Origin of the sequence: Pseudovibrio sp. Ad37, from assembly GCF_001623075.1 — a bacterium.
In the GTDB taxonomy this organism is placed as follows: domain Bacteria; phylum Pseudomonadota; class Alphaproteobacteria; order Rhizobiales; family Stappiaceae; genus Pseudovibrio.
In genome coordinates, this window is the sequence record NZ_LMCF01000024.1 from 112,961 (window position 1) to 136,259 (window position 23,299).

General features: G+C 52.3%; 20 protein-coding genes and 1 riboswitch. Of the genes, 10 read left to right on the plus strand and 10 right to left on the minus strand.

What is annotated here, in order from left to right; translation table 11 throughout:
• Positions 1-51 precede the first annotated feature (51 nt).
• Together PsAD37_RS06870 and PsAD37_RS06875 are read left to right on the plus strand one after the other, a co-directional pair.
• Positions 52-2,940: an EAL domain-containing protein gene (locus PsAD37_RS06870; RefSeq protein WP_063287212.1), complete on the plus strand. Its 2,889-nt coding sequence runs from the start codon at positions 52-54 to the stop codon at positions 2,938-2,940.
• Positions 2,941-3,138: 198 nt separating this feature from the next.
• Entirely contained in the window at positions 3,139-4,197 is a 1,059-nt protein-coding gene (locus PsAD37_RS06875; protein WP_063295509.1) for a D-alanyl-D-alanine carboxypeptidase family protein, read from the plus strand.
• A 23-nt stretch (positions 4,198-4,220) separates the two neighbouring features.
• Here the strand turns inward: PsAD37_RS06875 and PsAD37_RS27410 are convergent, their stop codons facing one another.
• The 5 genes from PsAD37_RS27410 to ispH all read right to left on the minus strand — a co-directional run bounded on the left by PsAD37_RS27410 (position 4,221) and on the right by ispH (position 8,135).
• Entirely contained in the window at positions 4,221-4,505 is a 285-nt protein-coding gene (locus PsAD37_RS27410) for a PilZ domain-containing protein (protein ID WP_084407678.1), read from the minus strand.
• A gap of 264 nt (positions 4,506-4,769) precedes the next feature.
• The gene (locus PsAD37_RS06885; RefSeq protein ID WP_063295511.1) at positions 4,770-5,699 is read right to left on the minus strand and encodes a diacylglycerol kinase family protein; all 930 of its coding nucleotides are present in this window, start codon (positions 5,697-5,699) and stop codon (positions 4,770-4,772) included.
• Positions 5,700-5,722: 23 nt separating this feature from the next.
• The gene (rnhA, locus tag PsAD37_RS06890; protein WP_057462906.1) at positions 5,723-6,175 is read right to left on the minus strand and encodes a ribonuclease HI; all 453 of its coding nucleotides are present in this window, start codon (positions 6,173-6,175) and stop codon (positions 5,723-5,725) included.
• On the minus strand, positions 6,172-7,137 hold the full coding sequence (locus PsAD37_RS06895) for a homoserine kinase (protein WP_063295512.1): 966 nt from the start codon (positions 7,135-7,137) through the stop codon (positions 6,172-6,174). The genes rnhA and PsAD37_RS06895 overlap by 4 nt, the downstream gene beginning before the upstream one ends.
• A gap of 2 nt (positions 7,138-7,139) precedes the next feature.
• Entirely contained in the window at positions 7,140-8,135 is a 996-nt protein-coding gene (gene ispH, locus PsAD37_RS06900) for a 4-hydroxy-3-methylbut-2-enyl diphosphate reductase (protein WP_193778227.1), read from the minus strand.
• 210 nt (positions 8,136-8,345) lie between these two features.
• Here ispH and PsAD37_RS06905 point away from each other — a divergent pair, with 210 nt between their 5' ends.
• From PsAD37_RS06905 to PsAD37_RS06930, 6 genes are all read left to right on the plus strand, one after another.
• Entirely contained in the window at positions 8,346-8,933 is a 588-nt protein-coding gene (locus PsAD37_RS06905; protein WP_063295600.1) for a hypothetical protein, read from the plus strand.
• Between the two features lie 120 nt (positions 8,934-9,053).
• Positions 9,054-9,148, plus strand: a riboswitch (glycine riboswitch).
• A gap of 199 nt (positions 9,149-9,347) precedes the next feature.
• Positions 9,348-10,490: a glycine cleavage system aminomethyltransferase GcvT gene (gene gcvT, locus PsAD37_RS06910; RefSeq protein ID WP_063295514.1), complete on the plus strand. Its 1,143-nt coding sequence runs from the start codon at positions 9,348-9,350 to the stop codon at positions 10,488-10,490.
• 69 nt (positions 10,491-10,559) lie between these two features.
• Positions 10,560-10,931 carry a glycine cleavage system protein GcvH gene (gene gcvH / locus PsAD37_RS06915; protein WP_057462902.1) on the plus strand — a complete coding sequence of 124 codons (372 nt, stop codon included), beginning with the start codon at positions 10,560-10,562 and terminating at the stop codon, positions 10,929-10,931.
• A 167-nt stretch (positions 10,932-11,098) separates the two neighbouring features.
• The gene (gene gcvPA, locus PsAD37_RS06920) at positions 11,099-12,448 is read left to right on the plus strand and encodes an aminomethyl-transferring glycine dehydrogenase subunit GcvPA (protein ID WP_063293744.1); all 1,350 of its coding nucleotides are present in this window, start codon (positions 11,099-11,101) and stop codon (positions 12,446-12,448) included.
• Positions 12,445-14,034, plus strand: coding sequence for an aminomethyl-transferring glycine dehydrogenase subunit GcvPB (gene gcvPB / locus PsAD37_RS06925; RefSeq protein WP_063295515.1), 1,590 nt, complete (start codon positions 12,445-12,447; stop codon positions 14,032-14,034). Before gcvPA ends, gcvPB begins: the two co-directional genes overlap by 4 nt.
• A 188-nt stretch (positions 14,035-14,222) precedes the next feature.
• Positions 14,223-15,407 carry a DUF563 domain-containing protein gene (locus tag PsAD37_RS06930; protein ID WP_063295516.1) on the plus strand — a complete coding sequence of 395 codons (1,185 nt, stop codon included), beginning with the start codon at positions 14,223-14,225 and terminating at the stop codon, positions 15,405-15,407.
• A gap of 22 nt (positions 15,408-15,429) precedes the next feature.
• On the opposite strand, the gene PsAD37_RS06935 is transcribed toward PsAD37_RS06930, so the two are convergent.
• Positions 15,430-16,359: an alpha-1,2-fucosyltransferase gene (locus tag PsAD37_RS06935; RefSeq protein ID WP_063295517.1), complete on the minus strand. Its 930-nt coding sequence runs from the start codon at positions 16,357-16,359 to the stop codon at positions 15,430-15,432.
• Between the two features lie 211 nt (positions 16,360-16,570).
• Here PsAD37_RS06935 and PsAD37_RS06940 point away from each other — a divergent pair, with 211 nt between their 5' ends.
• Together PsAD37_RS06940 and tyrS are read left to right on the plus strand one after the other, a co-directional pair.
• Positions 16,571-17,269 carry an HAD family phosphatase gene (locus tag PsAD37_RS06940; RefSeq protein ID WP_063295518.1) on the plus strand — a complete coding sequence of 233 codons (699 nt, stop codon included), beginning with the start codon at positions 16,571-16,573 and terminating at the stop codon, positions 17,267-17,269.
• 233 nt (positions 17,270-17,502) lie between these two features.
• The gene (tyrS, locus tag PsAD37_RS06945) at positions 17,503-18,774 is read left to right on the plus strand and encodes a tyrosine--tRNA ligase (RefSeq protein ID WP_063295519.1); all 1,272 of its coding nucleotides are present in this window, start codon (positions 17,503-17,505) and stop codon (positions 18,772-18,774) included.
• A 48-nt stretch (positions 18,775-18,822) separates the two neighbouring features.
• Here the strand turns inward: tyrS and PsAD37_RS06950 are convergent, their stop codons facing one another.
• From PsAD37_RS06950 to PsAD37_RS06965, 4 genes are all read right to left on the minus strand, one after another.
• Complete coding sequence (locus tag PsAD37_RS06950) at positions 18,823-19,230, minus strand: cytidine deaminase (RefSeq protein ID WP_063295520.1); 408 nt, start codon at positions 19,228-19,230, stop codon at positions 18,823-18,825.
• A gap of 90 nt (positions 19,231-19,320) precedes the next feature.
• The gene (locus PsAD37_RS06955) at positions 19,321-20,172 is read right to left on the minus strand and encodes a hypothetical protein (protein ID WP_063295521.1); all 852 of its coding nucleotides are present in this window, start codon (positions 20,170-20,172) and stop codon (positions 19,321-19,323) included.
• Between the two features lie 209 nt (positions 20,173-20,381).
• On the minus strand, positions 20,382-21,479 hold the full coding sequence (locus PsAD37_RS06960) for a site-specific DNA-methyltransferase (protein ID WP_063287226.1): 1,098 nt from the start codon (positions 21,477-21,479) through the stop codon (positions 20,382-20,384).
• A gap of 424 nt (positions 21,480-21,903) precedes the next feature.
• Positions 21,904-23,124, minus strand: a complete 1,221-nt coding sequence (locus PsAD37_RS06965; protein ID WP_063295522.1) for a glycerophosphodiester phosphodiesterase family protein — start codon at positions 23,122-23,124, stop codon at positions 21,904-21,906.
• Positions 23,125-23,299: the final 175 nt, after the last annotated feature.

Below are 23,299 nucleotides of genomic sequence, written 5' to 3' on the forward strand. Positions count from 1 at the left end.
TAATTTTTCGTTATCGTGGAGAAGCCGGTGTCAGGGACTTATTGTCAGCGCATGCAGAACGTTATTCAGGCTGTTCTGTTAAGCGCTCTCCTGCTCATTGTGGTTGCGTCACAAGCCTTGGCTTTGGAGGCGATTGTCGTCCCCAAGGATGTTGATGCACTCGATCTGACCAGCTCCGTCGATATCTACCCCAACACCAGCAAAAGCATTCAGGTTTCCACCGCTCCAGACTCGGATGGCATCGTCAGACGCATCGAAGTGCGTTCCATTGATGATACCGCCAGCTCTTGGGCTGTGTTCGCGCTCTCCAATCCGGGGGAGGAGCAGATCGACCGCCTGCTTGTTGCACCTTACTACAAGATGACTGGCGGCGGTGTATTGGTGCCGGACCTTGGTCAGCGCCGCATCGTGTCATTGACACCTAGTCAGGGCATCCCACCAATTCGCGAGCGCAGCACTGAAGCAGATATTTACCGCATCACGCTAGATCCGGGTGCGAATGTGACCTTCATCGCGGAGGTCAACACCCCAAGCCTACCGGAACTCCGCCTCTGGAAGCCAGAAGCTTACAAAGACAACATCAACGCTTACACGCTTTACCGCGGTATCGTACTTGGTATTGCTGGCCTCTTGGCGCTGTTCCTCACTATCTTGTTTGTGGTGAAGGGAACTGTTCTCTTCCCGGCAACTGCGGCTCTGGCGTGGGCTGTTCTTGTTTATTTATGTATCGACTTCGGCTTCTGGAACCTCGTCTTCGGGCGAACGCTGGGGGATGATCAGCTCTATCGAGCGGTGGCGGAAATCAGTCTCACAGCCGCGCTTGTGGTCTTCCTTTACGCCTATCTCGGCCTCAGCCGCTGGCACATCCATTATACGCACCTCGCAATCGGCTTGTTTATCACTGTGCTCAGCCTGTTTGGCTTGGCGCTTTGGGATCCAACCATTGCAGCTGGTATCTCCCGTATCCTGATGGGTGGTGTGGCAATCGCTGGCTTCGGTGTCATCCTGATGCTCACCGTTCGCGGGTTCGAACGCGCGATTATGCTGCTGCCGACATGGTTCTTGTTCCTCGCATGGCTGTTCGCTGCGTGGATGGCAACGACAGGCATGTTGCAAAGTGATCTGGTGCAGCCAGCGCTGGCAGGTGGTCTTGTTCTCTTCGTTCTGCTGCTCGGTTTTACCGTCATGCAGCATGCCTTTGCAGGGTCTGGTCTCTCCCACAGTGTGATGAGTGATGTCGAACGCCGGGCTCTGGCGCTGACAGGCTCCGGCGACATCATCTGGGACTGGGACGTCGACCGCGACAAAATCCACACCAGCGGTGGCCTGGAAGAAGCTCTGGGCATCAAGCCAGGTCTTCTGGATGGTCCAGCCCGCCTCTGGCTCGAAATTTTGCATCCGCAGGACCGTGACCTGTTCCGTGGCACATTGGACGCCGTGATTGACCATCGCCGTGGCCGCGTTAATCAGGCGTTCCGCCTCCGTGGTGAAGATGGTCATTACCGCTGGTTCAAAATGCGCGCCCGTCCGGTGCTCGGCTCTGATGGTGAAGTGATCCGCTGCGTTGGTACGTTGCTGGACATCACCTCTCAGAAAACCGCTGAAGAGCGCCTGATGCATGATGCCGTGCACGACAACCTGACTGGCCTGCCAAACCGTGAACTGTTTATGGACCGCCTTGTTGCTGCGCTCGCTCGCTCCAGAGCAGAAGGCAATGGCAACCCGACTGTCATCCTGATCGATCTCGACCGCTTCAAGCAAGTCAACGACAGCATCGGTCAGACAGCTGGCGATTCCATGCTGCTCACCGCTGCACGCCGCCTCTCTCGTCTGATCAAACCGCAGGACTCTCTGTCTCGCATTTCAGCAGATACCTTCGCAGTGCTGATGATCTCCGAGCAGGACGCAACACGCATCGCATCCTTTGCAGATGAGCTCCGCAAATCTCTGCGCACACCAGTCACCTTCGGTGATCAGGAAGTGTTCCTGACAGCATCCATCGGTGCTTCCATCTTTGATGGTGGCCCTGAAAAGGCAACCGACCTGATGCGCGATGCGGAGATCGCACTCAACCACGCCAAGCGCCTCGGCGGTGACCGTATCGAGATCTTCCGCCCAACGCTGAAGCCAGTGGCAAGCAACACGCTCGCGCTGGACAACGACCTGCGCTCCGCTCTTGAAAAAGACGAGATCAAGGTTTTCTTCCAGCCAATCGTACGTCTGTCTGACAAGACGACAGCTGGCTTCGAAGCATTGGCGCGCTGGGAACATCCAAGCCGCGGTCTGATCCCACCATCCGAGTTCATCCCAGTTGCTGAACAAAGCGGCCTGATCAACGAGCTTGGCCTGCGTGTGATGGAGAAGGGGGCTCGTCAGCTTGCACAATGGCAGCGCGAATTCAAACACGCACTACCGCTGTTTGTCTCCGTCAACATCTCTTCTCGTCAGCTGTTGAAGCCGGACCTCATTAACGATGTGAAAGCAGTACTGGCACGCACAGCGCTGACACCGGGCTCTTTGAAACTGGAGCTGACTGAATCTCTGGTCATGCAGAATCCGGAATTTTCTGTGCAGGTTCTTGAGCGCCTCAAAGGTCTGGGCGCTGGTCTGTCTCTGGATGATTTCGGTACAGGCTATTCATCCCTGAGCTACCTCCAGCGCTTCCAGTTCGACACCATCAAGATCGATCAGTCCTTCGTCCGTCCTAACGGCCAAAGCGCTCGTCCGGTCATCCTGCGTACCATCGTAGCGCTGGGGCATGACCTTGGTATGGAAGTGGTTGCGGAAGGCGCTGAGACTGAGTCAGATGCACTGGAGCTGTTCCAGCTTGGCTGCGAATACGTGCAGGGCTTCCACTTCGGTCAACCAATGCGTGCTGCTGAAGCAGGCCGTATGCTCAAAGAACAGTTCGCCCAGCAGGGCCGCAACAACCAAAGCTGATACGGCAGGTAAGTTAGAAAGGCTCTGCATGGTTGCAATGGAAAATTGTAAGCATGTGGCCTTCGCAGCAGAGCTGGAGAAAAATTGATCTATCTCCGCCAAGTTTCCTCTGAATAACTCCTGCGGTGACATACTCGAGGCAATTTTCTAAGAGCATCTATTCGGGCTCTCTTTTCCCTATCTGAGATTATTAGCTGCATGTTTTGTTTTGGTAATGCGTGTCGAAAACTACACGTCGCTTTGGGCTTGTTTCTGGTTACATCCAGTACCCTAACACCGGCAAGTGCCACGCCATCGCTGGTGTTGAACCTTGATACTCAAAAAGTCCTGTACGCTGAAGATGCAGGCGATCCATGGTATCCCGCTTCAACAACCAAGTTGATGACCGCACTCGTAACCTTTGAGGCTCTTGCCAACAGAGAGGTCGACCTTGAAACGTCAGTGGTGATGTCCCCTTGGGCGATGAGGCAGGACTCATTGAAGTCCGGCTTGAAGGTTGGAAGCGTCATGACACTGCAGGATGCGCTTTTTGCAGTGCTCGTTGGATCAGCCAATGATGTCGCAGTGGCACTGGCTGAAAGTGTTGCGGGGAGTGAAGATGCATTCGCGCAGCGCATGAATGCCACCGCGCAACGTCTTGGGATGACCGCAAGCCACTTTGTCAATGCCAACGGTTTGTTCGAGCCCACTCAGCAAACATCCGCACGTGATCTGGCCATTTTGGCGAGCGAAGTCTATCTGCGTTTCCCTCAATACCGGGACGTGTTCGCCACATCAAAAGTGCTTATTGATGGTGTCGAAATCAAATCTTACAATGAGTTGTTGACACGACTGCCGGGCACAGTTGGCATGAAGACAGGTTTTGTCTGTTCATCTGGCCGTAATATCGTTGCACTTACAGATCGTGGTGGGCAACGCTTTATGGCTGTCATTCTTGGCGCGACGACGGGGCGGGAGCGCAGCGAAAGGGCAGCCAAACTCCTGACTGAGGCAATGGCTGGTGAACTAGCCCCCAATGGTCAGCAACTAAAAGAAATTGCAAACGATCTGCATCGTCAGCCTGAAAATATGCGCAAACAAGTTTGTAGCAGCCAAAGTGCAGCCTATGAAGCACAGCAAAATAAGCGCTATCCAATGGGCATCGGCAGGAACAAGAGTTACCTGAAAGCAGCGGTGAAGCACAAAAGTCATAGCATCCGCACTTGGAAGGCTGCTGTTGGTTTTAGCAGCCTGCTACCCTATCCAAAGCCGAAGTAACTCACGGCAATGCCTGTCACATGTCAGAGTTTGGCAGGCTTGGAAGTGAACTTGATACCGGCTTCTTCGCAATGCAGCCAGACGACCTTACCGCTGAAGGAAAGTTTGCGGGCTGGCACCTGAATTTTCACCGTGTCACCGGACGCGAGCTTTCCGGTATTGACCAGCAGCCGACAACCACCGTTGCTGATGTCCTCAATCACGCAGGATCGGTTGAAATTATCCGTAAGCAGAACCGCAGGCCAATGACAGGCATGCCGTTTGAAGTCTCGGTTCTCTATCTCTAAAAGTTTCGGACGAGGTATCATGTGACCACCGGCCTTTACGTCAATATACGGTAACTAGAATCATTAGTTTGGAAACTGATGTACGCATTATCAATTATATGTTGCGCAGATATTAACGCGCAGGCGGCCTATTGTCTCAGTCTAAGCTATTAATATCATGAGACAATTTACGAAAGCTTCAACTCTAAAATATGTTGAAGGGATGTGTCGCCTGTAACCTGCGGGAAGCACTACGTAAATTTGAGGCTGCAACCATCAAACGGGCTTCTGAAGGGAAGGGCTGTTCTAGTTACCAGAAATAACTGACAATTCACAGTCACCAACAGAAACCTCAAGCGGTGTGCCGCCAAACGGCTCTCCATCGATTTGAACAGCTGCCGCGCGATAGGCATCTATACGGGCTGTTTTGATGGTTCGGCACTCAACATTATGGGATTTGGCGACGCTGCCAGTAAGTAAGCGGCATGCGTATTTAAAGAGCGCCCACACTCCGTCTTCTTTGAAGATCAGTAGGTGCAGCTTCTTCTCTAAAATGGAAGCATCCGGCACCACGAGGTGCTTACCAGCGTAATAGCGACCATTAGTGATCAACACCATGGCACATTGCAGTTCTTCATCGTCTGCACGGACTTTAAAGCTGCCTTTACGGCGCGAAAAGGCCAGCTGGGCGGCAATGAAGAGATAAGCAAACCGACCGTAACGGCGCTTCAGGCGCAGGGGTACAACATGCACCACTTCTGCATCAAAGCCGGTTGAAGTGGAAAGAAAAAACGGGCGCCCGTTGGCAAAGCCATTGTGCAGTTTCGTCGTCTTGCCTGCGATGATGGTTTTAGCAATCTCACGCGGGGTATTCGGTACACTCAGTTCATGAGCAAGTACATTTGCAGTGCCAAATGGAATAATTGCCAGATGTGGCTTCATTCCACGCCCCAGCATGGCAGATGCAGCCTCGCTGACAGAGGCGTCCCCACCAGCAACAGCCAGAATATCCGTATTCAGATCAGGGTCCGTGCAGGTCTCAGCGATTTCGCTGGCACGACTGGTGAGTTTCAACTCCACCTTCATCCCAGCGTCCTCAAGGCACTTCACGATCTCAGTGATGCTCTGAAAACGGAAAGACGTTGCTGTTGGATTGGCAAGAATAAGCACGCGCTTGGCCTTGTGCGATTTCTTTTTCGCCTCATCCGGCCGAGAGTGGGGAAGCTGGTTTTCCATAAACCTGACCTTGCCTTCCCGACTTACTTGGATTTCTGAAAGGGTTTCATACCCTTACGCGCAAGTTCATCAGCACGCTCGTTTTCTTCGTGCCCGGCATGACCTTTGATCCAATGCCACGCAACATCATGGCGTTGTGCCGCTGTATCCAGCAGTTGCCATAAATCAGCGTTTTTAACGGGTGAGTTGGACGCAGTCCGCCAACCTTTACGCTTCCAGTTATGCATCCACTGAGTGATGCCGTTTTTCACATATGAGCTGTCTGTATAAAGATCGACGGCGCAAGAACGCTTCAGGGAATCAAGAGCCTGAATGGCCGCCATCAACTCCATGCGGTTGTTGGTTGTATCAGGCTCGCCGCCACACAATTCTTTCTCGTGCTCGCCAAAGCGCAGCAGCACGCCCCAGCCGCCAGGTCCCGGGTTGCCGGAGCAGGCTCCATCAGTCCACGTCTCAACACGTTTGGTATCGGTCATTTATCCAGCCCGTATGCACTCGCATTGGATACGCCACGATGGAACCTGAGTTTGTGCAGGTATTCAAGTGGATCTTTCGGAACAACAAGCGCACCTTCCGGCACAGACAGCCAGTCGTAAAGACGGGTCAGCAGGAAGCGCAGCGCTGCACCACGACACAGCAAAGGTAGGTTGTTGAACTCATGCTCGCTGAACGGGCGCACACTGCGATAACCTTCCAGTAATGCCCGTGCTTTCGTGACGTTGAACATGCCATCCGGCTCAAAGCACCATGCATTGATGCAGATTGCCACGTCATAGGCAAAAGCATCATTACAGGCAAAATAGAAATCGATCAGACCGGAAAGTTCCTTGCCCAGATAAAATACATTGTCCGGGAAAAGGTCGGCGTGAATAACACCGTTTGGCAGTTCTTTCGGCCACAGTGCCTGCAGTTCATCCAGTTCCGCAGTCAGCTCTTCTGCAAGGCCAACCTTCACTTCATGCGCACGCCCACGGCTGGCATCTAGTAAAGGAGCCCAGCCATTAACACTCAGAGAGTTTGGTCGTTTGATCTCAAAGTCGGCGCCTGCCAGATGCATCCGCGCCATGCCTTTACCCAGCTCTGCGCAATGCACCAGCTGAGGCTTACGAACCCACATACCATCAAGGAACGTAACCATGGCTGCAGGACGTCCTGCAAGCTCGCCAAGCATCTGCCCGTCACGGTCAATAAGCGGAGTAGGGCAGTTCAGGCCCTTACTGGCAAGATGCTGCATCAGTCCCAGAAAAAACGGCAAATCATCAGGATTAACGCGTTTTTCGTAGAGCGTCAGGATGTAATAGCCCGTCTCCGTATGAACGAGATAGTTGGAGTTTTCGACACCTTCAGCAATGCCCTTGTAAGAGAGCAAATTGCCAATGTTGAAACGGTCGATGAAAGCGCCCAGCTCTTCATCGGAAACATCGGTATATACAGCCATAACTATTCAGCCGGACTTGTTCCGCCAGGTGCGGCAGCGGTCCGTAACTCTTTCGGTAGATTGAATGAAATGTCTTCTTCAGCAGTTGTAACGGTTTCCAGTGTCACATCATAATGCTCACGGAAGGATTCAACAATTTCTTCAACAAGGATTTCAGGGGCAGACGCACCGGCGGTGATACCGATTATTTTTGCACCTTCAAAATCATCCCAGAAGATCTCGGAGGCTCGCTGAATGAGAAAAGCCTTCTCACAACCTGCTCTCTCACCAACTTCGCGCAGGCGCTTGGAGTTGGAGGAGTTTGGTGCGCCAACAACAATCATGGCATCGCACTTTGGTGCAATTTCCTTCACAGCGTGCTGGCGATTGGTTGTTGCGTAGCAGATGTCATCCTTGTGCGGCTTCGCAATGGTCGGGAAGCGTTCTTCAAGAATTTTGACGATCTCTTCTGTGTCATCAACAGAAAGAGTCGTTTGAGAAATCCACGCCAATTGCCGGTCGGTCTTCGGTTTAAACTGGCGAGCATCCTCTGCTGTCTCAATAAGAGAGACACGTCCACGCGGCAGCTGACCCATGGTGCCAACAACTTCCGGATGGCCTTTATGACCGATCAGCAGAATTTCGCGCTCACGCCTGTCATGCAAAATAGCTTCTTTGTGCACCTTGGAAACCAGCGGACAGGTCGCATCAAGGAAGAACAGATTACGCAGTCGCGCAGCCTCTGGCACAGATTTTGGTACTCCGTGTGCAGAGAAAATAACAGGACGGTCGTCTACCGGTATCTCATCTAATTCCTCAACAAAAACAGCACCTTTGTTGCGCAGAGATTCAACCACATACTTATTGTGAACGATCTCGTGGCGCACATAAACAGGAGCACCGTATTTCTCGAGAGCGAGGTCGACGATCTGGATCGCGCGATCAACACCGGCACAAAAGCCACGTGGAGCGCAAAGAAGAATTTTGATCGGTGCCTTTGTGGTCGGCGTAACCTGCATGATGTATTCCTGAGTTTTGACTTTGAGCAATTGAAGGATGTTGACTGCCTCTGTCAAGAAAAAGAGTTTTTAATCGGGCATCAAGGGCTGATTTTCTCCAATATTCAGCCTGTCAGCTTCCTCTACTGTGTTTCAGGTGCCTGATGTATCTCGCCATTTGCGTTTGTGGCTGATATAGAAACAAAAACTGCAGGTAAATTTGGGATTCGTATGGTGGGCAATTTATTGGCAAAATCACTGCTCAAAAACACAGGCCGGGCAATTCTTCTGGCAGCACTTGGTGCTTCACTGGCAGGTTGCGGCAGCTTTATGTCATCGGACAACGAGCTGGAAGCATCCTCTGCAAACCCGCCTGCAACTGAAAAGACCTTTGATCTGTCCGTTCTTCACGCGCCAGCCTTATGCCCCGCCTTGCAGGAGCTTTCAGGAACAACCATCCTGACAGTGTATCCGCGCGGAAAAGAAAAGACGCCCGAGAACCTGAGCTATCAGGCCATCATCAGAGATTGGGCGCGTACTTGTAAAAAGTCCGGTCAGAATTCCGCGATGAAATTGGGTATCGCAGGCAACATTACACCCGGTCCAACCTGGAAAGGCGGCGAAATTTTGCTTCCTGTGCGTGTAGCAGTCACACAAGGTGTGGATGGCGGAGAAAAAACAATCTACTCCAAACTCTTCAGCGTTCCTGTCACTTTAGGGGCCGGATCGCCGTCTGCGACATGGGCATTTGTGGAAGAAAATATTATCCTTCCGAATGAACCGGGACAAAATGTTGTCTTTGGATTCGACGAAAACTAAAAAATAGGTTAGTAAGTGATTACAGCTTGGCGTCATAGTGTCGCGCCAGCCTTCTTGAATGACACGTTGCAGTCATTCAGGGGGAATACATTCGCCGGTCTGAGGAGGACTGGCGCGTGATAGAGCTGTGCGGGAGAGAATAAGCCACCCATTGGGTTATCGCCGAAGGAGCAACCGCCCCGGAAACTCTCAGGCAAAAGGACCGCACAGTAAGCAACACTCTGGAAAGCAGTGCCGAGCACGCAATCCTGTTGGATCGCATGTTAAGGCTCTCACCGAAGGAGTAACCGCTCTGGTATTTGTAGCTACCAGCGTGGGAAATCTCTCAGGTTCTCGAGACAGAGGGGGCGTACTCGATCATTCCGCGAATTTGGAATGGTCGTTGATGTGTACGCCACTGTCTGAGGGGACCATATGGCTGAAGCTGTAGACCTGCTAAAAACACCGCTTTTCGATCTTCATGTAGAGCTTGGCGCTAAAATGGTGCCGTTCGCTGGTTATGATATGCCAGTGCAGTTCCCGCTTGGCGTGATGAAAGAACACCTCTTCACACGTGAAAGCGCAGGCCTCTTTGATGTGACTCACATGGGGCAGGCTTGGCTCGTAGGCCCAGATCACGCAACCACTGCTGCTGCTCTGGAAACACTTGTTCCTTCCAACATGAAAGAACTGAAGCCGGGCAAACAGCGTTACACCGTTCTGCTCAACGACAACGGCTGCATCATTGATGATCTCATGGTCTCTCGTCCTCTGGCGAGCGAAGATGATGGTCGCCTCATGCTTGTCGTAAATGCTGCATGTAAAGACAACGATTATAAAATCATTGCAGCAGCCCTTCCGGAAAACGTAAAGCTTGAGATCGTTGAAGATCGCGCTTTGATCGCAATCCAAGGTCCAAAAGCTGCTGAAGTAATGGCGCTGCACGCACCAGAAGCTGCAGAAATGGGCTTCATGGAAGCGCGTCCTCTGGAATTTGACGGGATCTCCGTTATCGCCTCCCGCTCAGGTTACACTGGCGAAGACGGCTATGAGATTTCCATTCCTGCTGGCGCTGCTGAAGCAGTTGCAAAAGCGTTGCTCGCAGATGAACGCGTTGAATCCATCGGGCTTGGCGCTCGTGACAGCCTGCGTCTTGAAGCAGGTCTTTGCCTTTATGGTCACGACATCGACGAAAACACCACACCTGTTGAAGGCAACATTACCTTCTGCATGCAGAAGCGCCGCAAAGAAGCAGGTGATTTCCCAGGTGGTGAACGTGTGCTGAAGCAACTGGCTGAAGGCACCGAAAATCTCCGTGTGGGCTTGCTGCTTGAAGGCCGTGCTCCAGCACGTGAAGGCGCGGAAATCCGCGTCCCGGGTACAGAAGAAATTGTTGGCCGCGTCACATCTGGCGGATATGGGCCAACTCTCGGCGCACCAGTTGCGATGGGCTATGTCCCGTCTAATCTGGCAGAAATTGGCACAGAATTAGAGCTTGTGGTCCGTGGCCGCGCACTTCCTGCCAAGGTTGCTGAGATGCCGTTTGTAGCGCAGCGCTACTACCGCAAACCAAAATAATTCCGGTGAGGGCAGCGGGCTGCCCCAATCACATTTCAATCGACAAACGACAGTGTAGGGAACGCTTAAATGAGCACATATTTCACAAAAGACCACGAGTGGCTGAAGGTTGAGGGAGACGTAGTAACCGTCGGTATCACTGAGTTCGCACAGAGCCAGCTGGGCGATGTTGTGTTCGTCGAACTGCCAGAAAACGGCAAAACCGTCGATCAGGACGATGAAGTTGCTGTTGTGGAATCCGTGAAAGCTGCATCTGAAGTATATGCGCCGCTCGATGGTGAGATCGTTGAAGGCAACGAACTGCTCGTTGATGAGCCTGCAAAAGTGAATGAAGACCCAGAAGGCGCTGCATGGTTCTTCAAAATGAAGCTCGGGAATGCTGCACAGCTAGAAGCCCTGATGAGCGAAGCTGACTACAAAGCATTTGTAGAAACGCTTTAAGGCAAAGCGTACTCCCGAAAAGCCCGACCGGTTTTCGGAATAAGAATACGCAATAAGCCAAAAGCCGTTCATCACCTGCCATGCACGACAGCCGCATGGCAGGAACTGGCAGAAGCCCTGTTCGCTTTTGCTGCAATGTGCATCAGACAATCTGATGGAGAGAGAACATGCGGTATCTTCCGCTTTCAGACAACGACCGCGCCGACATGCTGGCGCGTATCGGCGTAGACTCAATTGATGAGCTGTTTGCCGATATCCCAGAGGCCGTTCGCCTTGAAGAACTGACAACCTTGCCGCGTCGCAAGACCGAAATGCAAGTTGAGCGCCAGCTCAGCGCAATGGCGAACAAGAATGTCAGTGCCGGATCTCTACCGTTCTTCGTTGGGGCAGGGGCGTACAAACACCACGTGCCAGCAACGGTTGATCATCTGATCCAGCGTTCTGAATTTCTGACAAGCTACACCCCGTATCAGCCAGAAATCACACAGGGCACGCTTCAGGCACTCTTCGAGTTCCAGACACAGGTGGCAAACCTGACCGGAATGGAAGTCGCCAACGCGTCCATGTACGATGGATCTACCGGCACAGCTGAAGCTGTGTTGATGGCGCACCGTGTAACCCGCAAGAAAAAAGCGGTTCTTTCCGGTGGTCTGCATCCGCAGTATCGTGAAGTGGTTGAAGGTGTTTCTGCAAAGTTGCCTGGTGCTTCTGTTGCGGCCCTCCCGGCAGACCCAACTGGTACAGAAGATATTCTGGCACAGATCGACGACGAAACCTCCTGTGTGGTGGTTCAGTCTCCGTCCTTCTATGGCCAGCTGATCGATCTGAAGCCGATTGCAGAAAAAGCGCACAAGCACAAAGCTCTGTTGATCGCAGTGTTCACTGAAGTTGTTTCCCTCGGCCTTCTGGAAAGCCCGGGTGCTCAGGGTGCGGACATCGTGGTTGGCGAAGGCCAGTCCATCGGAAACCCGCTCACCTTCGGTGGTCCTTACGTTGGTCTGTTTGCAACCCGCCAGAAGTACATCCGCAACATGCCGGGTCGTGTTTGTGGTGAAACAACGGATGCTGAAGGCAAGCGCGGTTTCGTGTTGACCCTTTCCACCCGTGAGCAGCACATCCGTCGTGACAAAGCGACTTCCAACATCTGCACCAACTCTGGTCTGTGTTCCTTGGCGTTCACCATCCACATGACCTTGTTGGGCGGCAAAGGCCTCGCACGCCTTGCCCGCATCAACCACATGAGCGCAGTTGCACTGGCAGATGCTCTTTCTGCGGTTGAGGGTGTTGAAGTGCTGAACTCCGCGTACTTCAACGAGTTCACAATTCGCACGCCAAAGAATGCACACGACGTGATTGAAGCTCTTGCTGCAAAGGGCGTTCTGGGCGGTGTTCCTGTTTGCCGTCTGGACAAATCCGGTGGTGATATCGACAACCTGATCGTTGTTGCAAGCACAGAAGTGAATACCGATGAGGACCGTGCAGCCTATGCGCAAGCTCTGAAGGAGGTGCTGGCATGACTATGAGCCATAAGGGACGTCCAACACGCGCTGGTGAAGCTGGCTCCCCAATGCCGCACCAGACCTTTACGGGCAACAAAGCATTGGACATGGAAGAGCCGCTCATCTTTGAGATCGGCCACATGGACAACTGTGGTGTGGACCTTGACGAGCCAATGGACTTCGTTCCACACCTCGGCAACCACATGCGTTCTGAGCCGGTAGAGCTTCCAGCTCTGTCCGAGCCGGAAACCATGCGCCACTACGTCCGCATGTCCCGCAACAACTATGCGATTGATTCAGGCCTGTACCCACTGGGTTCCTGCACCATGAAGCATAACCCGCGTCTTAACGAGAAGATGGCGCGTCTGCCGGGCTTTGCTGACATTCACCCACTGCAGCCAATCTCCACAGTTCCAGGCGCATTCGAGCTGATCTCTGAACTGGCTGACTGGCTGATGGAACTCACCGGTACCAACGCTGTGGCCATGAGCCCGAAAGCTGGTGCTCACGGTGAGCAGTGCGGCATGATGTCTATCAAGCACGCAATTGCAGCCAAAGGTGAAGAACGCTCCATCGTTCTGGTTCCGGAAAGTGCTCACGGCACCAACCCGGCAACCGCTGCACTGGTTGGCTACAAGGTTGTGTCTATCCCGGCACGTGAAGACGGCACAGTGGCCGTGGAAGCTGTGATCGAAAAGATCGAAGCCCACGCAGGTCAGGTGGCAGCACTTATGCTCACCAACCCGAACACCTGTGGTCTGTTTGAGCCAGACGTGATTGAGATTGCAAATGCAATCCATGAAGCTGGTGGCTACTTCTACTGCGATGGCGCTAACTTCAACGCGATTGTTGGTAAGGCAAAACCGGGCGATCTTGGCATCGACGCCATGCACATCAACCTGCATAAAACCTTCTCCACGCCGCACGGCGGTGGTGGCCCAGGTTCTGGTCCGGTTGTTCTGTCTGATCGTCTGGCACCATACGCTCCGCTTCCATTCATCCGCAAAAATGGCGATGAACTGGAGATTGTTGAGACAACCGATCAGCTGAAGGACGGTGAACAGCCATTTGGCCGTATGACCGCATTCTTCGGTCAGATGGGCATGTATGTACGCGCGCTGTCTTACATGCAGTCTCACGGCTCTGATGGCCTCAAGCAGGCATCTGAAGATGCTGTGCTGAACGCCAACTACGTCCGTGTTGGCCTGCAGGACCTGATGACCCTGCCATTCGGCGTGAAGCCATGCATGCACGAAGTTCTGTTTGATGACAGCTTCCTGAATGACACTGGTGTTTCCACGCTCGACTTCGCAAAAGCGATGATCGACGAAGGCTACCACCCAATGACCATGTACTTCCCACTGGTCGTAAGTGGTGCAATGTTGATCGAACCAACCGAAAGCGAAAGCCGCGCCTCTCTGGACCTGTTCGTCGCAACCATGCGCGATCTGGTGATGAGTGCAAAAGCAGGCGAAAAAGACCGCTTCGAAGGTGCTCCGTTCCTGGCTCCGCGCCGTCGTCTGGATGAAACAGCGGCTGCGCGTAAACCAATCCTAAAATGGGTGGCTCCAGAACCAACCAAGGTGGAACCAGAACTCGCGTAACAACGAGCTTTCTGTAAAAACTTATAGCCCGGCTCTTGAAAAAGACGCCGGGCTTTTTTCTGAGCGGCCCAATCCATGCCCATACCGATGCCCATGGATATTGATTGATCAGAATATGCGGATACTGGCAGTGTCCTGCCCGGTATACGGTCATTCGTGCTTAGCAGATAAAACGGGTGAGGTGGGGGATGCGTAAGGCACCTAAATGGCGCAGTTGGCTGCCAACAAGTCGGCAACTTCGATTCCGGGTGCAATCAACCCTTGCCAGAACCTTCCCGTCCATCGGTGATCGAAACAACTTCTTTCCAGACAATGCAAACCTAAGGCTCGCACCAAATGAACACTTGCTAACCGTTGATGAGCGCAGCTCTTGTGCGCTGCCGCAAGAGGTGCAGGCGTTTTTTGAAGAACACGGCGCATTGGAGCAAAGCCGCTATCCTTTGCCAATCACACCTGCCGGTCACACGCAGCTCAGGATGTATAAGCTCGTTGATGCGCTGGTCCTCGGCAGCACCGGAGCAACCGTCTTAAAGGCGCAACATCGCCAGATAGAAGCCGCAGCACCCAACACCATGCGGTTTGCGCGGTTAAAGGACAGGACGATCCAGACTGCAGCCATCAACATGCTGGGCATGGCCGCTGGTCATCGCCACTACTACCACTTTTTGTGCGATGTGGCCTTCCCGCTTCTGTTTCTGCTAGAGCAACTGGAGCCGCTGACATTCCCGCTGAAAATACTGCTTCGGGAAAATCTCCCAGAGTTTCAGAAAGAGTTTTACGAGCATCTGGCTCAGGAAACACCTCTTCTCAGCCTGGAAGAGTGCAAAGCGAACGAACGCATCCATTGCAAGACGTTGTTTCACTGCACACCAGCGATGAACTGCGAATACAGAGTCCCAGCCAGCGAGCAGGCAGCATCTATGGTCGCGACGCATTATCTGGCTGCATACCAGCTTGATATGCACAAGACGCCAGCCACAAGGCTTTATATCGCGCGGGATGATGCAAAAACACGCCGAATAGTGAACGAGAAGTCACTCAAAGAGCAGTTGGAGGCACGGGGTTTTCAAAGCGTCATTCCCAGCAAACTAAGCCACAAAGAGCAGGTTGAACTCTTCAACAACGCCAGGATCATCGTTGGAACCCACGGCGCTGGCCTGACAAATCTGCTGTTTACACAAGCAGGTGGCAAGCTGATTGAGATCTTCCCCGCAGATTACGTCCAGAGCGCTTATGCATGGCTCGCACATGTGCGCGGACTAAGATACGCGCCGGTTATTGGAGAAAAGAGCGGGGCGCACCAACACTTCTCTCTGTCTCAAAACGCAATCGGACAGATCCTGCACGAAGTTGATGCTTTGGAACTCGCTTAAACCGACTTGGACATTGCAGGCACTATAATCGCTGCCAGTGCGGCGGAACAATCAAACTGTCATCCAGATTGGGGTTCTTGAACCACTTAAGCGGCGCTATCACGTGTTTCTCTTTATTCCCGTTCAAAAAAGCAGCCCACCAGCTGAAGGTGCTGTTGGCGGTGACGATGTGATCGCAAGATGACATAACCATCAGATCTTCATAGTCTTTTCCATCCTGCATCGGATCCGCAAAAAACACATTGTCTTGCTGCGGAACCACCTCACGCGCTCGTTCAGGGCTGTCAGAGAAGACATAGAAGGTCAGGCCGGGAATGCGCTCTGAGAGGAAATCCATCGCGCCCTTGTAATAGCCAGCAGAGCACAGCCCAAAATTCTGCAGATTGTGCGCCTGACTATAATCGCCATAGCGCACATGCAAGGCAACAGATGGCCCGGAGTTAATCCGTTGCAGCAGTTTCAGCCGCTCAAGCACCATTGGTTTCTTGAGCGTGATCTCTTCTCGCAACTGCTCCATGATGGAAAATGGCATCTCCCACTTTTGCCAATACCCGTCCAGATAAGCGCTTTGCTTGAAGACGGGCGTATCTCCATCTCGCAGCAATTCGTCCTCGCGCATGTAGCGGCGTTGATAGAAGGGATAGAACTTGCGGCATATCTTGACGGTTTGCCCAAACCCCTGCGCTGGCCAAAGCACTGCAGACATTTCAGATTCAGTGGCAGATAAACCCTGCGTTTTGAAAAGGTTGAGGCAATAGGAGCGGTTGAAGTACTGCGCGTACTCACTGTGGTCGAAACGAAGTTTCATCCTCGTTTCAAGCGCGATTTTCCGCCCGAAAGCATACTGAAAAAGCTGATTGCCAATGCCGCCGCGGATACGGACAATCAATGTTGGTTTGAGCTTGCGCCGACGCGCAGCACCAGACTTTCGCACCTGAGAAGCAACTGACATACGTCCCCCGTACACAAATCAGCGTGTTTACCCCTCAGCCTACCGGAGCTTTGGCAAAGGCTCACTACTAGGTTTTTGGGAGTAAATCTCCTAGGTCGAGCTGAAACTGTGCTAGGTCTGCGAGGATAAGTTGTAATGTGCTCCTGCGGTATCATGAAAATGCCATGCTTGCTGATAACACTGCACTCGATATAACCAGCTGGATTTGCTTATGAACTACGATTTACTTATTTGGGATTGCGACGGCTGTTTGATTGATAGCGAGTGGATTGGCTGTCAGGTCGAGGCCGAAGGCTTCACCAAAGCTGGATACCCGATCAGCACGGAAGAAATGATCGCCCGCTTCTGCGGCGTGTCGTCAGCAGAAGTATTTGGCCAGGTTGAAGCGGAAATTGGCGTCAACATCCGCCACCATGAGGCGCTCGTAAATCAGGATGAAGCGCTAAAGGCAGCCTTTGAGCAGCATCTCAAGCCAATCGCTGGCATCCATGAAGCATTGCATGAGTTGGATAACTCATTCCCGAATTTGCAAATGTGCATCGCCTCTGGCAGTTCCATGGACCGTCTGGAACATACCCTCAAGCTCACAAATCTATATGATCGGTTTGAGAATAAATATTTCTCGGCTGATCTGGTTGAAAAGGGCAAGCCAGCGCCAGATGTGTTCCTGAAAGCAGCAAGCGAGATGGGCGTCGCTCCCGAAAAATGCGTTGTTGTTGAAGACAGTCACCTCGGCTTGCAAGCAGCTCGGGCAGCAGGCATGACCGCCCTCGGCTTCACCGGAGCCTCCCACGGCAACGCAGATTTACACAGCCGTCTTGAACAGCAAAACCCAATGGCAATCTTTAATGATATGAAAGAGTTAGCCGATCTCATCAAAAAGCTGAATATGCTCAAAAGTACAGCTTGAGGAACGCCGAGCAGCACAAACTGCCAAAACTTTCTTGACAGGGCAGGGGCGTTGCGGTCATACACTTGGGCATGAACAAGAGCCTGACCATCATTTCTGCGGTTTATTATTATGCGCCCGACATATCGGCGGCCGCGTTCCTATAAACTCATGTAAAATTGAGGTCAGAACCAAAAGCCGCCGCGTAGGCGGCTTTCGTATTTTAGCTCTCCTGCGCGGCGAAGGAGAGCATTATGAAACATACCGTTGTAGACACCACCCGCTGCTTCCGCCCAAAATCTGAAGCCCTTCAACTGCTGATCGATCGCGGTTTCCTGCATCAATGCACGGATTTGGAAGCGCTGGACGAAAAACTCCAAGCAGGCCCCATCACAGCATACGCTGGATTTGATGCAACGGCTGACAGCCTGCATGTCGGCCACCTGCTGCCATTAATGGCCATGCGTTGGCTGCAGAAAACCGGACATAAACCAATCCTGTTGGTGGGCGGCGGTACCACGCGCGTTGGTGATCCAAGCTTCCGCACTGAAAGTCGTCCGCTGCTGGATGATACCCAGATAGAACACAATCTCGCAGGTATCCGCGCAACCGTAGAACGCCTCTTCGACTTGTCTGAAGGGCAGGGCCAAATCGTCAACAACGCTGAATGGCTGGACGAGTTCCGCTTCCTCGAGTTCCTGCGGGACTTCGGTACGCACTTCACCGTCAACCGCATGATGACCTTCGACAGCGTCCGCTCCCGCCTTGAGGCACAACAACCACTCTCCGTGCTCGAGTTTTGCTACATGATGCTGCAAGCCGTCGACTTCGTTGAGCTCAACCAGCGCTTCGACTGCACATTGCAGATCGGTGGTTCCGATCAGTGGGGCAACATCGTCAATGGTGTGGACCTTGGTCGCCGTTCAGGCAGCCAGCTCTTCGGCTTCACCCTGCCACTGCTAACAACAGCCTCGGGCAGCAAAATGGGCAAAACCGCAGAAGGCGCTGTGTGGCTCAACCCATCCCGCCTCTCCAGCTTCGGCTTCTGGCAGTTCTGGCGCAATGCGGATGATGCTGATGTACCTCGGCTACTGAAACTCTTCACCGATCTGCCACTGGGCGAAATTGACCGCCTGTCTTCCTTACAAGGGCAGGAGCTGAATGAGGCCAAAAAGATCCTGGCAACACAAGTCACCGGCATCGTCCACGGTCTGGCCGCAGCAGAAGCTGCTCTCCAGCAAGGCGAGGCGCTCTTCAGCGGCCAGGAAGCCCTCACCCAACCAACCCACGAACTCCCTCTGGCTCTGCTCGCCAAACCACTCGGCCTACTGGACCTACTGGTTAAAACTGGCTTCGCCACCACCAACAGCGAAGCCCGCCGCCTCATCCGCGGCGGCGGTGTTCGTCTGAATACATCCATTGTCCTAGAAGAAACCCGGGTGATTTCAGAAGGCGACCTGAAACCGGGTGAACGCCTGACATTAGCGGTTGGGAAGCGTCGTAAGGCATTGGTGGAGTTTGTATAAATAAGTAGAAGGTGGCGGTCAGTCCAGAACTGGCCGCTTCTATGCAGGCTACAAGACCTCACCATTCACGATCGACCAGTGATGAGGTTGAAGTTCTCGTAGGTTCTTAAAGATCAGCTTGTTGTCACTATTGGAAACTGCTGCCTTCACATCCCCACCCCAATGAACCAACCGCTCCTGACAAATACCGCAGGGTGTTAATCTAACAAAGGGGCTGTTCTCATCATCCCGGCAGATACACAGGGAATGAGTTACAACTTCGTCCAGCTTATGCGCTTCCAGAATTGCACCTACTTCCATGCAAAGGGATAGGCCATCATTCTTGGTATCTGGTGCAATGCTGGTTAGAATTTTGCCGCTCTCTGTTCTTAAAGATGCTGCCCCACCCCAACCATTAGGATAACGATGCTCAATCAGCAGCTTAGCTGCATCAAACAGAGTTTGCTCAATAATCATATCTCAAAGTATTACACCCTAAAAGAGTCTTGTACATCGAAGAAAGGCGGCTCTGCCCCGTCCGAGAAATTGACAGGGCAGAGACCAGTACTATTCGATATCAAAATCTAAAATAGCCTGTTTGATTGCCTCAAACTGAGTTTGAGTGTTGTTCCCACAACTGGAGCGTTCCATAAACTTGCTCCCGGGAACCACTGCTGCTTTCAAGCCGTTACATGTTACCGGCATGGTCTGAGAGAAGTTTCCGAGGCCAAAGAGGTGGAGCAGGAGTGATGACCCCAGAGTGACCGTGTTGCGCTCATAATAATAAGCAAGGAAATCACTTGGCAGGATGTAATGTCCCCAGTGAATGAGTTTGCCATCTGTCGGTAGCTTGTCATCTTGCACGTTGCTTGTTTCGGTATCTACCACGCGGATCGGACAATACATTTGGCCGCTATCGGTTTCCACGAGTGCCCAGAAAGTCCCTGCAACATCATCACTGACTACCTGAACAATTTCTTTCAGCTCAGAGAATGCGTCCGTGGTGGTTCCATTATTGAAGTCAGACACCTGCTGTTTGGTGACAGATTGAGTTGAGAGGTCTCTCAATATTAGAGAAATTTCTTCAGCACTGCTGCCCAGATACTCGACAAAACTTTGGTCTTCCCTAAATGAGTCTTGCGCAATCTTTGATTTCGAAACATCGGGATTTTCGCAGTAGATAAAATATGAGCGCTGGCTTTTCTCATAAGCAACAAAACCGCTGCTATGGAATGGGCGATAGCGAAGTGTTTTTGAATCTGTCATTGGGCCAATGTACAGACTGGGCATCTGTGGTGTGGTTGCGCTGATGTTCTTCAGATCAGCTTTGTCTTCGGTTTTTGTAAGACCTAAAGAGCCGAACATAACATTTTTGGGCTGTATCAGGCTCAGGCTAGAATTTGTTTGCTCAGTGGACATTTGCTTCTCTCGTTGTTGTTTTGATTGCACGGAGAAGACGAGGCTGCTGACATCCTGTGAGAGGGCATAAGCGCTAGGTTTTAGCCAAAGTAAACAAACCATAAAAAAAGCCCCCGCCTAGAAAGGCAGGGGCCAAGTCATATGGATATGAAGCAGGGACAAACCCTGTAAACCGTGGGGCGAGGTCGCCACACGAACTGTGTAAGACGCTACTTAGGCATTTGCGAGCGGACGACTTCCCGAAGGGCGTCAACCGGCTCAAGAGCCTTGCCACGTTTAATGTGCCAGAAGGTCCAGCCATTGCAGGCTTGCTGACCCTGAACGAGCGCACCCACCTTATGGATGGATCCTGAATGCTCGCCGCAGATCAAAGAACCATCGGCGCGAACCGTAGCCTTGAAGCGTCCACGGGCATCGGTCAGTTCCGCGCCCGGTGTCAATAATCCTGTCTCCAACAAATTGCCAAACGGAACCCGTGGAAGGGAACGTTTGCCTTGTGTCATCGCCAGAAAATCATCGTTGGCAGGTGTAACCCGGTCAATCCGTTCGGAAGCTGCTTTAATGTAAGAGTCTTCACGCTCACATCCCACAAAGTGGCGGCCAAGCTTCTTGGCAACAGCACCGGTGGTGCCTGTGCCAAAGAATGGATCAAGGATCACATCGCCCTGGTTTGAAGTGGAGAGCAGCACGCGGTAAAGCAGGCTCTCCGGCTTCTGAGTTGGATGCACTTTGTCGCCGTTGTCGTCCTTCAGGCGTTCATGACCAGTGCAGATAGGCAGCACCCAGTCAGACCGCATCTGAAGATCGTCGTTAAACGTCTTCATCGCATCGTAGTTAAAGGTCGGCTTGCTCTCTTGTGAAGGGCAGGCCCAGATGAGCGTCTCATGAGCATTAGTAAAACGTTTGCCACGGAAGTTCGGCATCGGGTTTGTTTTCAGCCAAACCACATCATTGTTGATCCAGAACCCAAGGTCCTGCATCACCGCACCAACGCGGAAAATGTTGTGATAAGAGCCAATAACCCAGATGGACCCGTTTGGCTTCAACACGCGGCGAACCGCTTGCAGCCAAGCACGAGTGAACTCATCATAAGCTTTAAAGCTGGAGAACTGATCCCAGTGATCATCGCAGGCATCTACCTTCGAATGATCAGGTCTGTGCAGATCTCCGCCCAGCTGTAGGTTATAAGGGGGATCGGCGAAAACCACATCCACGCTGTTGTCCGGAAGCTTGTTCAAAGCCTCAACACAGTCGCCCTTAATAATTGTATCAAGCCAGTCTGGCTTGGTGGAAATGTGGGGTGCCATCAAGGACACCCCTTCTTTACGCTGTACTCTCATTGCGACGCAACACCTCACGCAATTCATGAGTGCTATGGTTACCCACTATGGTAAACCAGAGGTTAATAGTGGATATCTTTTATTATTTTAGAATCAACGCTTTATTTACAGATTCGAATATTCGTCTCGAAGTTAACTCCCATTAATATTCGACCGCGGATTCCCTTGGGGTAGAGGTTTATGAGGAGTTAAAATGGCGAAAATAGAGACCCTAAATATTTTTTTGAGAGTCAAGCTTTTTTGCTGGCTAAAAAGAACAAGGTAAACGCACTGCGGGGACAGCGGGTAAATCGGTTAACGAGTATGGCAAGGCTTACGCTGCGGACAGCGCAAAAAAAAGCGCGCCATGTAAGGCGCGCTTCCAAATTGCAAATCAGTGCAGGAGAGGGGCTTACTCAATCCCCATGCAGTTGGCGTAGAACGTGACGGTCGCTGGCCAGTCAGAAAACACACCGCTCACTTTCACATCCTGTGCGAGCACATCCAGCAGCTCATAAACGCTGCCTTCGCTGGTGATTGCATCATTGATGCTGCGATAATACCAGCCGCCTTTGTTGTGAGAGAGCAGGCCGGAGCGCTCCAGCGTCCAGGTAAAGATCTTGATGCCAGCCTCATTCGCAGCCTTTGCATAAGCCGATGGCACGATCTTCCCGTCATCCAGAGTGACAAGCATCCAAAGAGGAGGGGAGATATAGTTCACGCCCATCTTTTTCAGCTCAGCCATGGACGGCTTGAAGCTGGTTGGATCAGATGCGTCAAAGCCCTGCATACGGAACCGACCATCAAGGAACACGGCCTGCTTTCCAAACTCAGGCTCATTCTTGATCCAGTACAGCACATCATCCAAAAAGAAGGACTGCGGATAAACGTCAGATGCCGGAACACCTGCTGTTTTATACTCTTCAATTAGCTTCTGAGCGAAATCTTCCTGAGTGAACCCGTCAAACGGCATTTTTACGCTCGGGCGCTTCAACTCCGGCGTAAATTTAACGCCCTGTTCTTTGAAGAGCTTAATGGATTGAGCATGGGTCATCAAAGTCCCACCAGCACCAGCTGCCGCATAAAGGTCCGTGCGCCAGTCAGCTGTGCCTTTCAGGAAGTCCTCAACCGTTGTTGCAGCTGGATTTGAGGCGTCCATTTTGCCAGTGAGACCTTGGAACTCCGCCAATGTGATCTCAGAGGTTCTGCATTCTGCAGCTGCTTTCTCGCCATTGGCAGCAGCAGTAAACGGAGCAACACACGTGCTGGCCAGATCAGTCGCGAGGATATTTGTTGTTGTCGCCAGATCATTTTGAGAATGACGGCAGACCAGCTCCTTATCTTTGGTGAAGGTAACATCACATTCCTGCACCCCCGCACCCATCACAGCCGCAGCTTGATAAGACTCTAAAGTATGCTCAGGAAACTGCAGCGGTGCCCCACGGTGCCCGATCGTGAAACTGGAAGCCTTTGCAGGATTGCCGATACAGGCGCGCAACTTGTCCTTCAATGGGCTCTCTTGCATCTGTGCAACGAGAAAAGCAGGCCGCGGCCCCAACTGGGCGGCGTGTGCGCTCACAGTGAGGCAGGTGCCAGCCACCAAACCAAGCGCAGCAGTACGAACAAAGTGCATAAAAAGATCCCTCCCGATCATCTGAAGCGTAGTCCCGAAAAGTGCCTCTAGAACTCGCCAATGCAATTTTCGGGATAGTTTTACAGAATAAACTGAAGGAGATAAGGGTAAATATGTAGCTATGAATCTCAATTCTGTGTGCAGAGCTGAATCTGACGCTGCGTGAAAATATCCT

What these genes read in the sequence shown, in the direction of transcription:
- PsAD37_RS06870 (WP_063287212.1), top strand. Translation starts at nt 52, where the DNA reads ATGCAGAACGTTATTCAGGCTGTTCTGTTAAGCGCTCTCCTGCTCATT.
- PsAD37_RS06875 (WP_063295509.1), top strand. Translation starts at nt 3,139, where the DNA reads ATGTTTTGTTTTGGTAATGCGTGTCGAAAACTACACGTCGCTTTGGGC.
- PsAD37_RS27410 (WP_084407678.1), bottom strand. Translation starts at nt 4,505, where the DNA reads ATGATACCTCGTCCGAAACTTTTAGAGATAGAGAACCGAGACTTCAAA.
- PsAD37_RS06885 (WP_063295511.1), bottom strand. Translation starts at nt 5,699, where the DNA reads ATGGAAAACCAGCTTCCCCACTCTCGGCCGGATGAGGCGAAAAAGAAA.
- rnhA (WP_057462906.1), bottom strand. Translation starts at nt 6,175, where the DNA reads ATGACCGATACCAAACGTGTTGAGACGTGGACTGATGGAGCCTGCTCC.
- PsAD37_RS06895 (WP_063295512.1), bottom strand. Translation starts at nt 7,137, where the DNA reads ATGGCTGTATATACCGATGTTTCCGATGAAGAGCTGGGCGCTTTCATC.
- ispH (WP_193778227.1), bottom strand. Translation starts at nt 8,135, where the DNA reads ATGCAGGTTACGCCGACCACAAAGGCACCGATCAAAATTCTTCTTTGC.
- PsAD37_RS06905 (WP_063295600.1), top strand. Translation starts at nt 8,346, where the DNA reads ATGGTGGGCAATTTATTGGCAAAATCACTGCTCAAAAACACAGGCCGG.
- gcvT (WP_063295514.1), top strand. Translation starts at nt 9,348, where the DNA reads ATGGCTGAAGCTGTAGACCTGCTAAAAACACCGCTTTTCGATCTTCAT.
- gcvH (WP_057462902.1), top strand. Translation starts at nt 10,560, where the DNA reads ATGAGCACATATTTCACAAAAGACCACGAGTGGCTGAAGGTTGAGGGA.
- gcvPA (WP_063293744.1), top strand. Translation starts at nt 11,099, where the DNA reads ATGCGGTATCTTCCGCTTTCAGACAACGACCGCGCCGACATGCTGGCG.
- gcvPB (WP_063295515.1), top strand. Translation starts at nt 12,445, where the DNA reads ATGACTATGAGCCATAAGGGACGTCCAACACGCGCTGGTGAAGCTGGC.
- PsAD37_RS06930 (WP_063295516.1), top strand. Translation starts at nt 14,223, where the DNA reads ATGCGTAAGGCACCTAAATGGCGCAGTTGGCTGCCAACAAGTCGGCAA.
- PsAD37_RS06935 (WP_063295517.1), bottom strand. Translation starts at nt 16,359, where the DNA reads ATGTCAGTTGCTTCTCAGGTGCGAAAGTCTGGTGCTGCGCGTCGGCGC.
- PsAD37_RS06940 (WP_063295518.1), top strand. Translation starts at nt 16,571, where the DNA reads ATGAACTACGATTTACTTATTTGGGATTGCGACGGCTGTTTGATTGAT.
- tyrS (WP_063295519.1), top strand. Translation starts at nt 17,503, where the DNA reads ATGAAACATACCGTTGTAGACACCACCCGCTGCTTCCGCCCAAAATCT.
- PsAD37_RS06950 (WP_063295520.1), bottom strand. Translation starts at nt 19,230, where the DNA reads ATGATTATTGAGCAAACTCTGTTTGATGCAGCTAAGCTGCTGATTGAG.
- PsAD37_RS06955 (WP_063295521.1), bottom strand. Translation starts at nt 20,172, where the DNA reads ATGTCCACTGAGCAAACAAATTCTAGCCTGAGCCTGATACAGCCCAAA.
- PsAD37_RS06960 (WP_063287226.1), bottom strand. Translation starts at nt 21,479, where the DNA reads ATGGCACCCCACATTTCCACCAAGCCAGACTGGCTTGATACAATTATT.
- PsAD37_RS06965 (WP_063295522.1), bottom strand. Translation starts at nt 23,124, where the DNA reads ATGCACTTTGTTCGTACTGCTGCGCTTGGTTTGGTGGCTGGCACCTGC.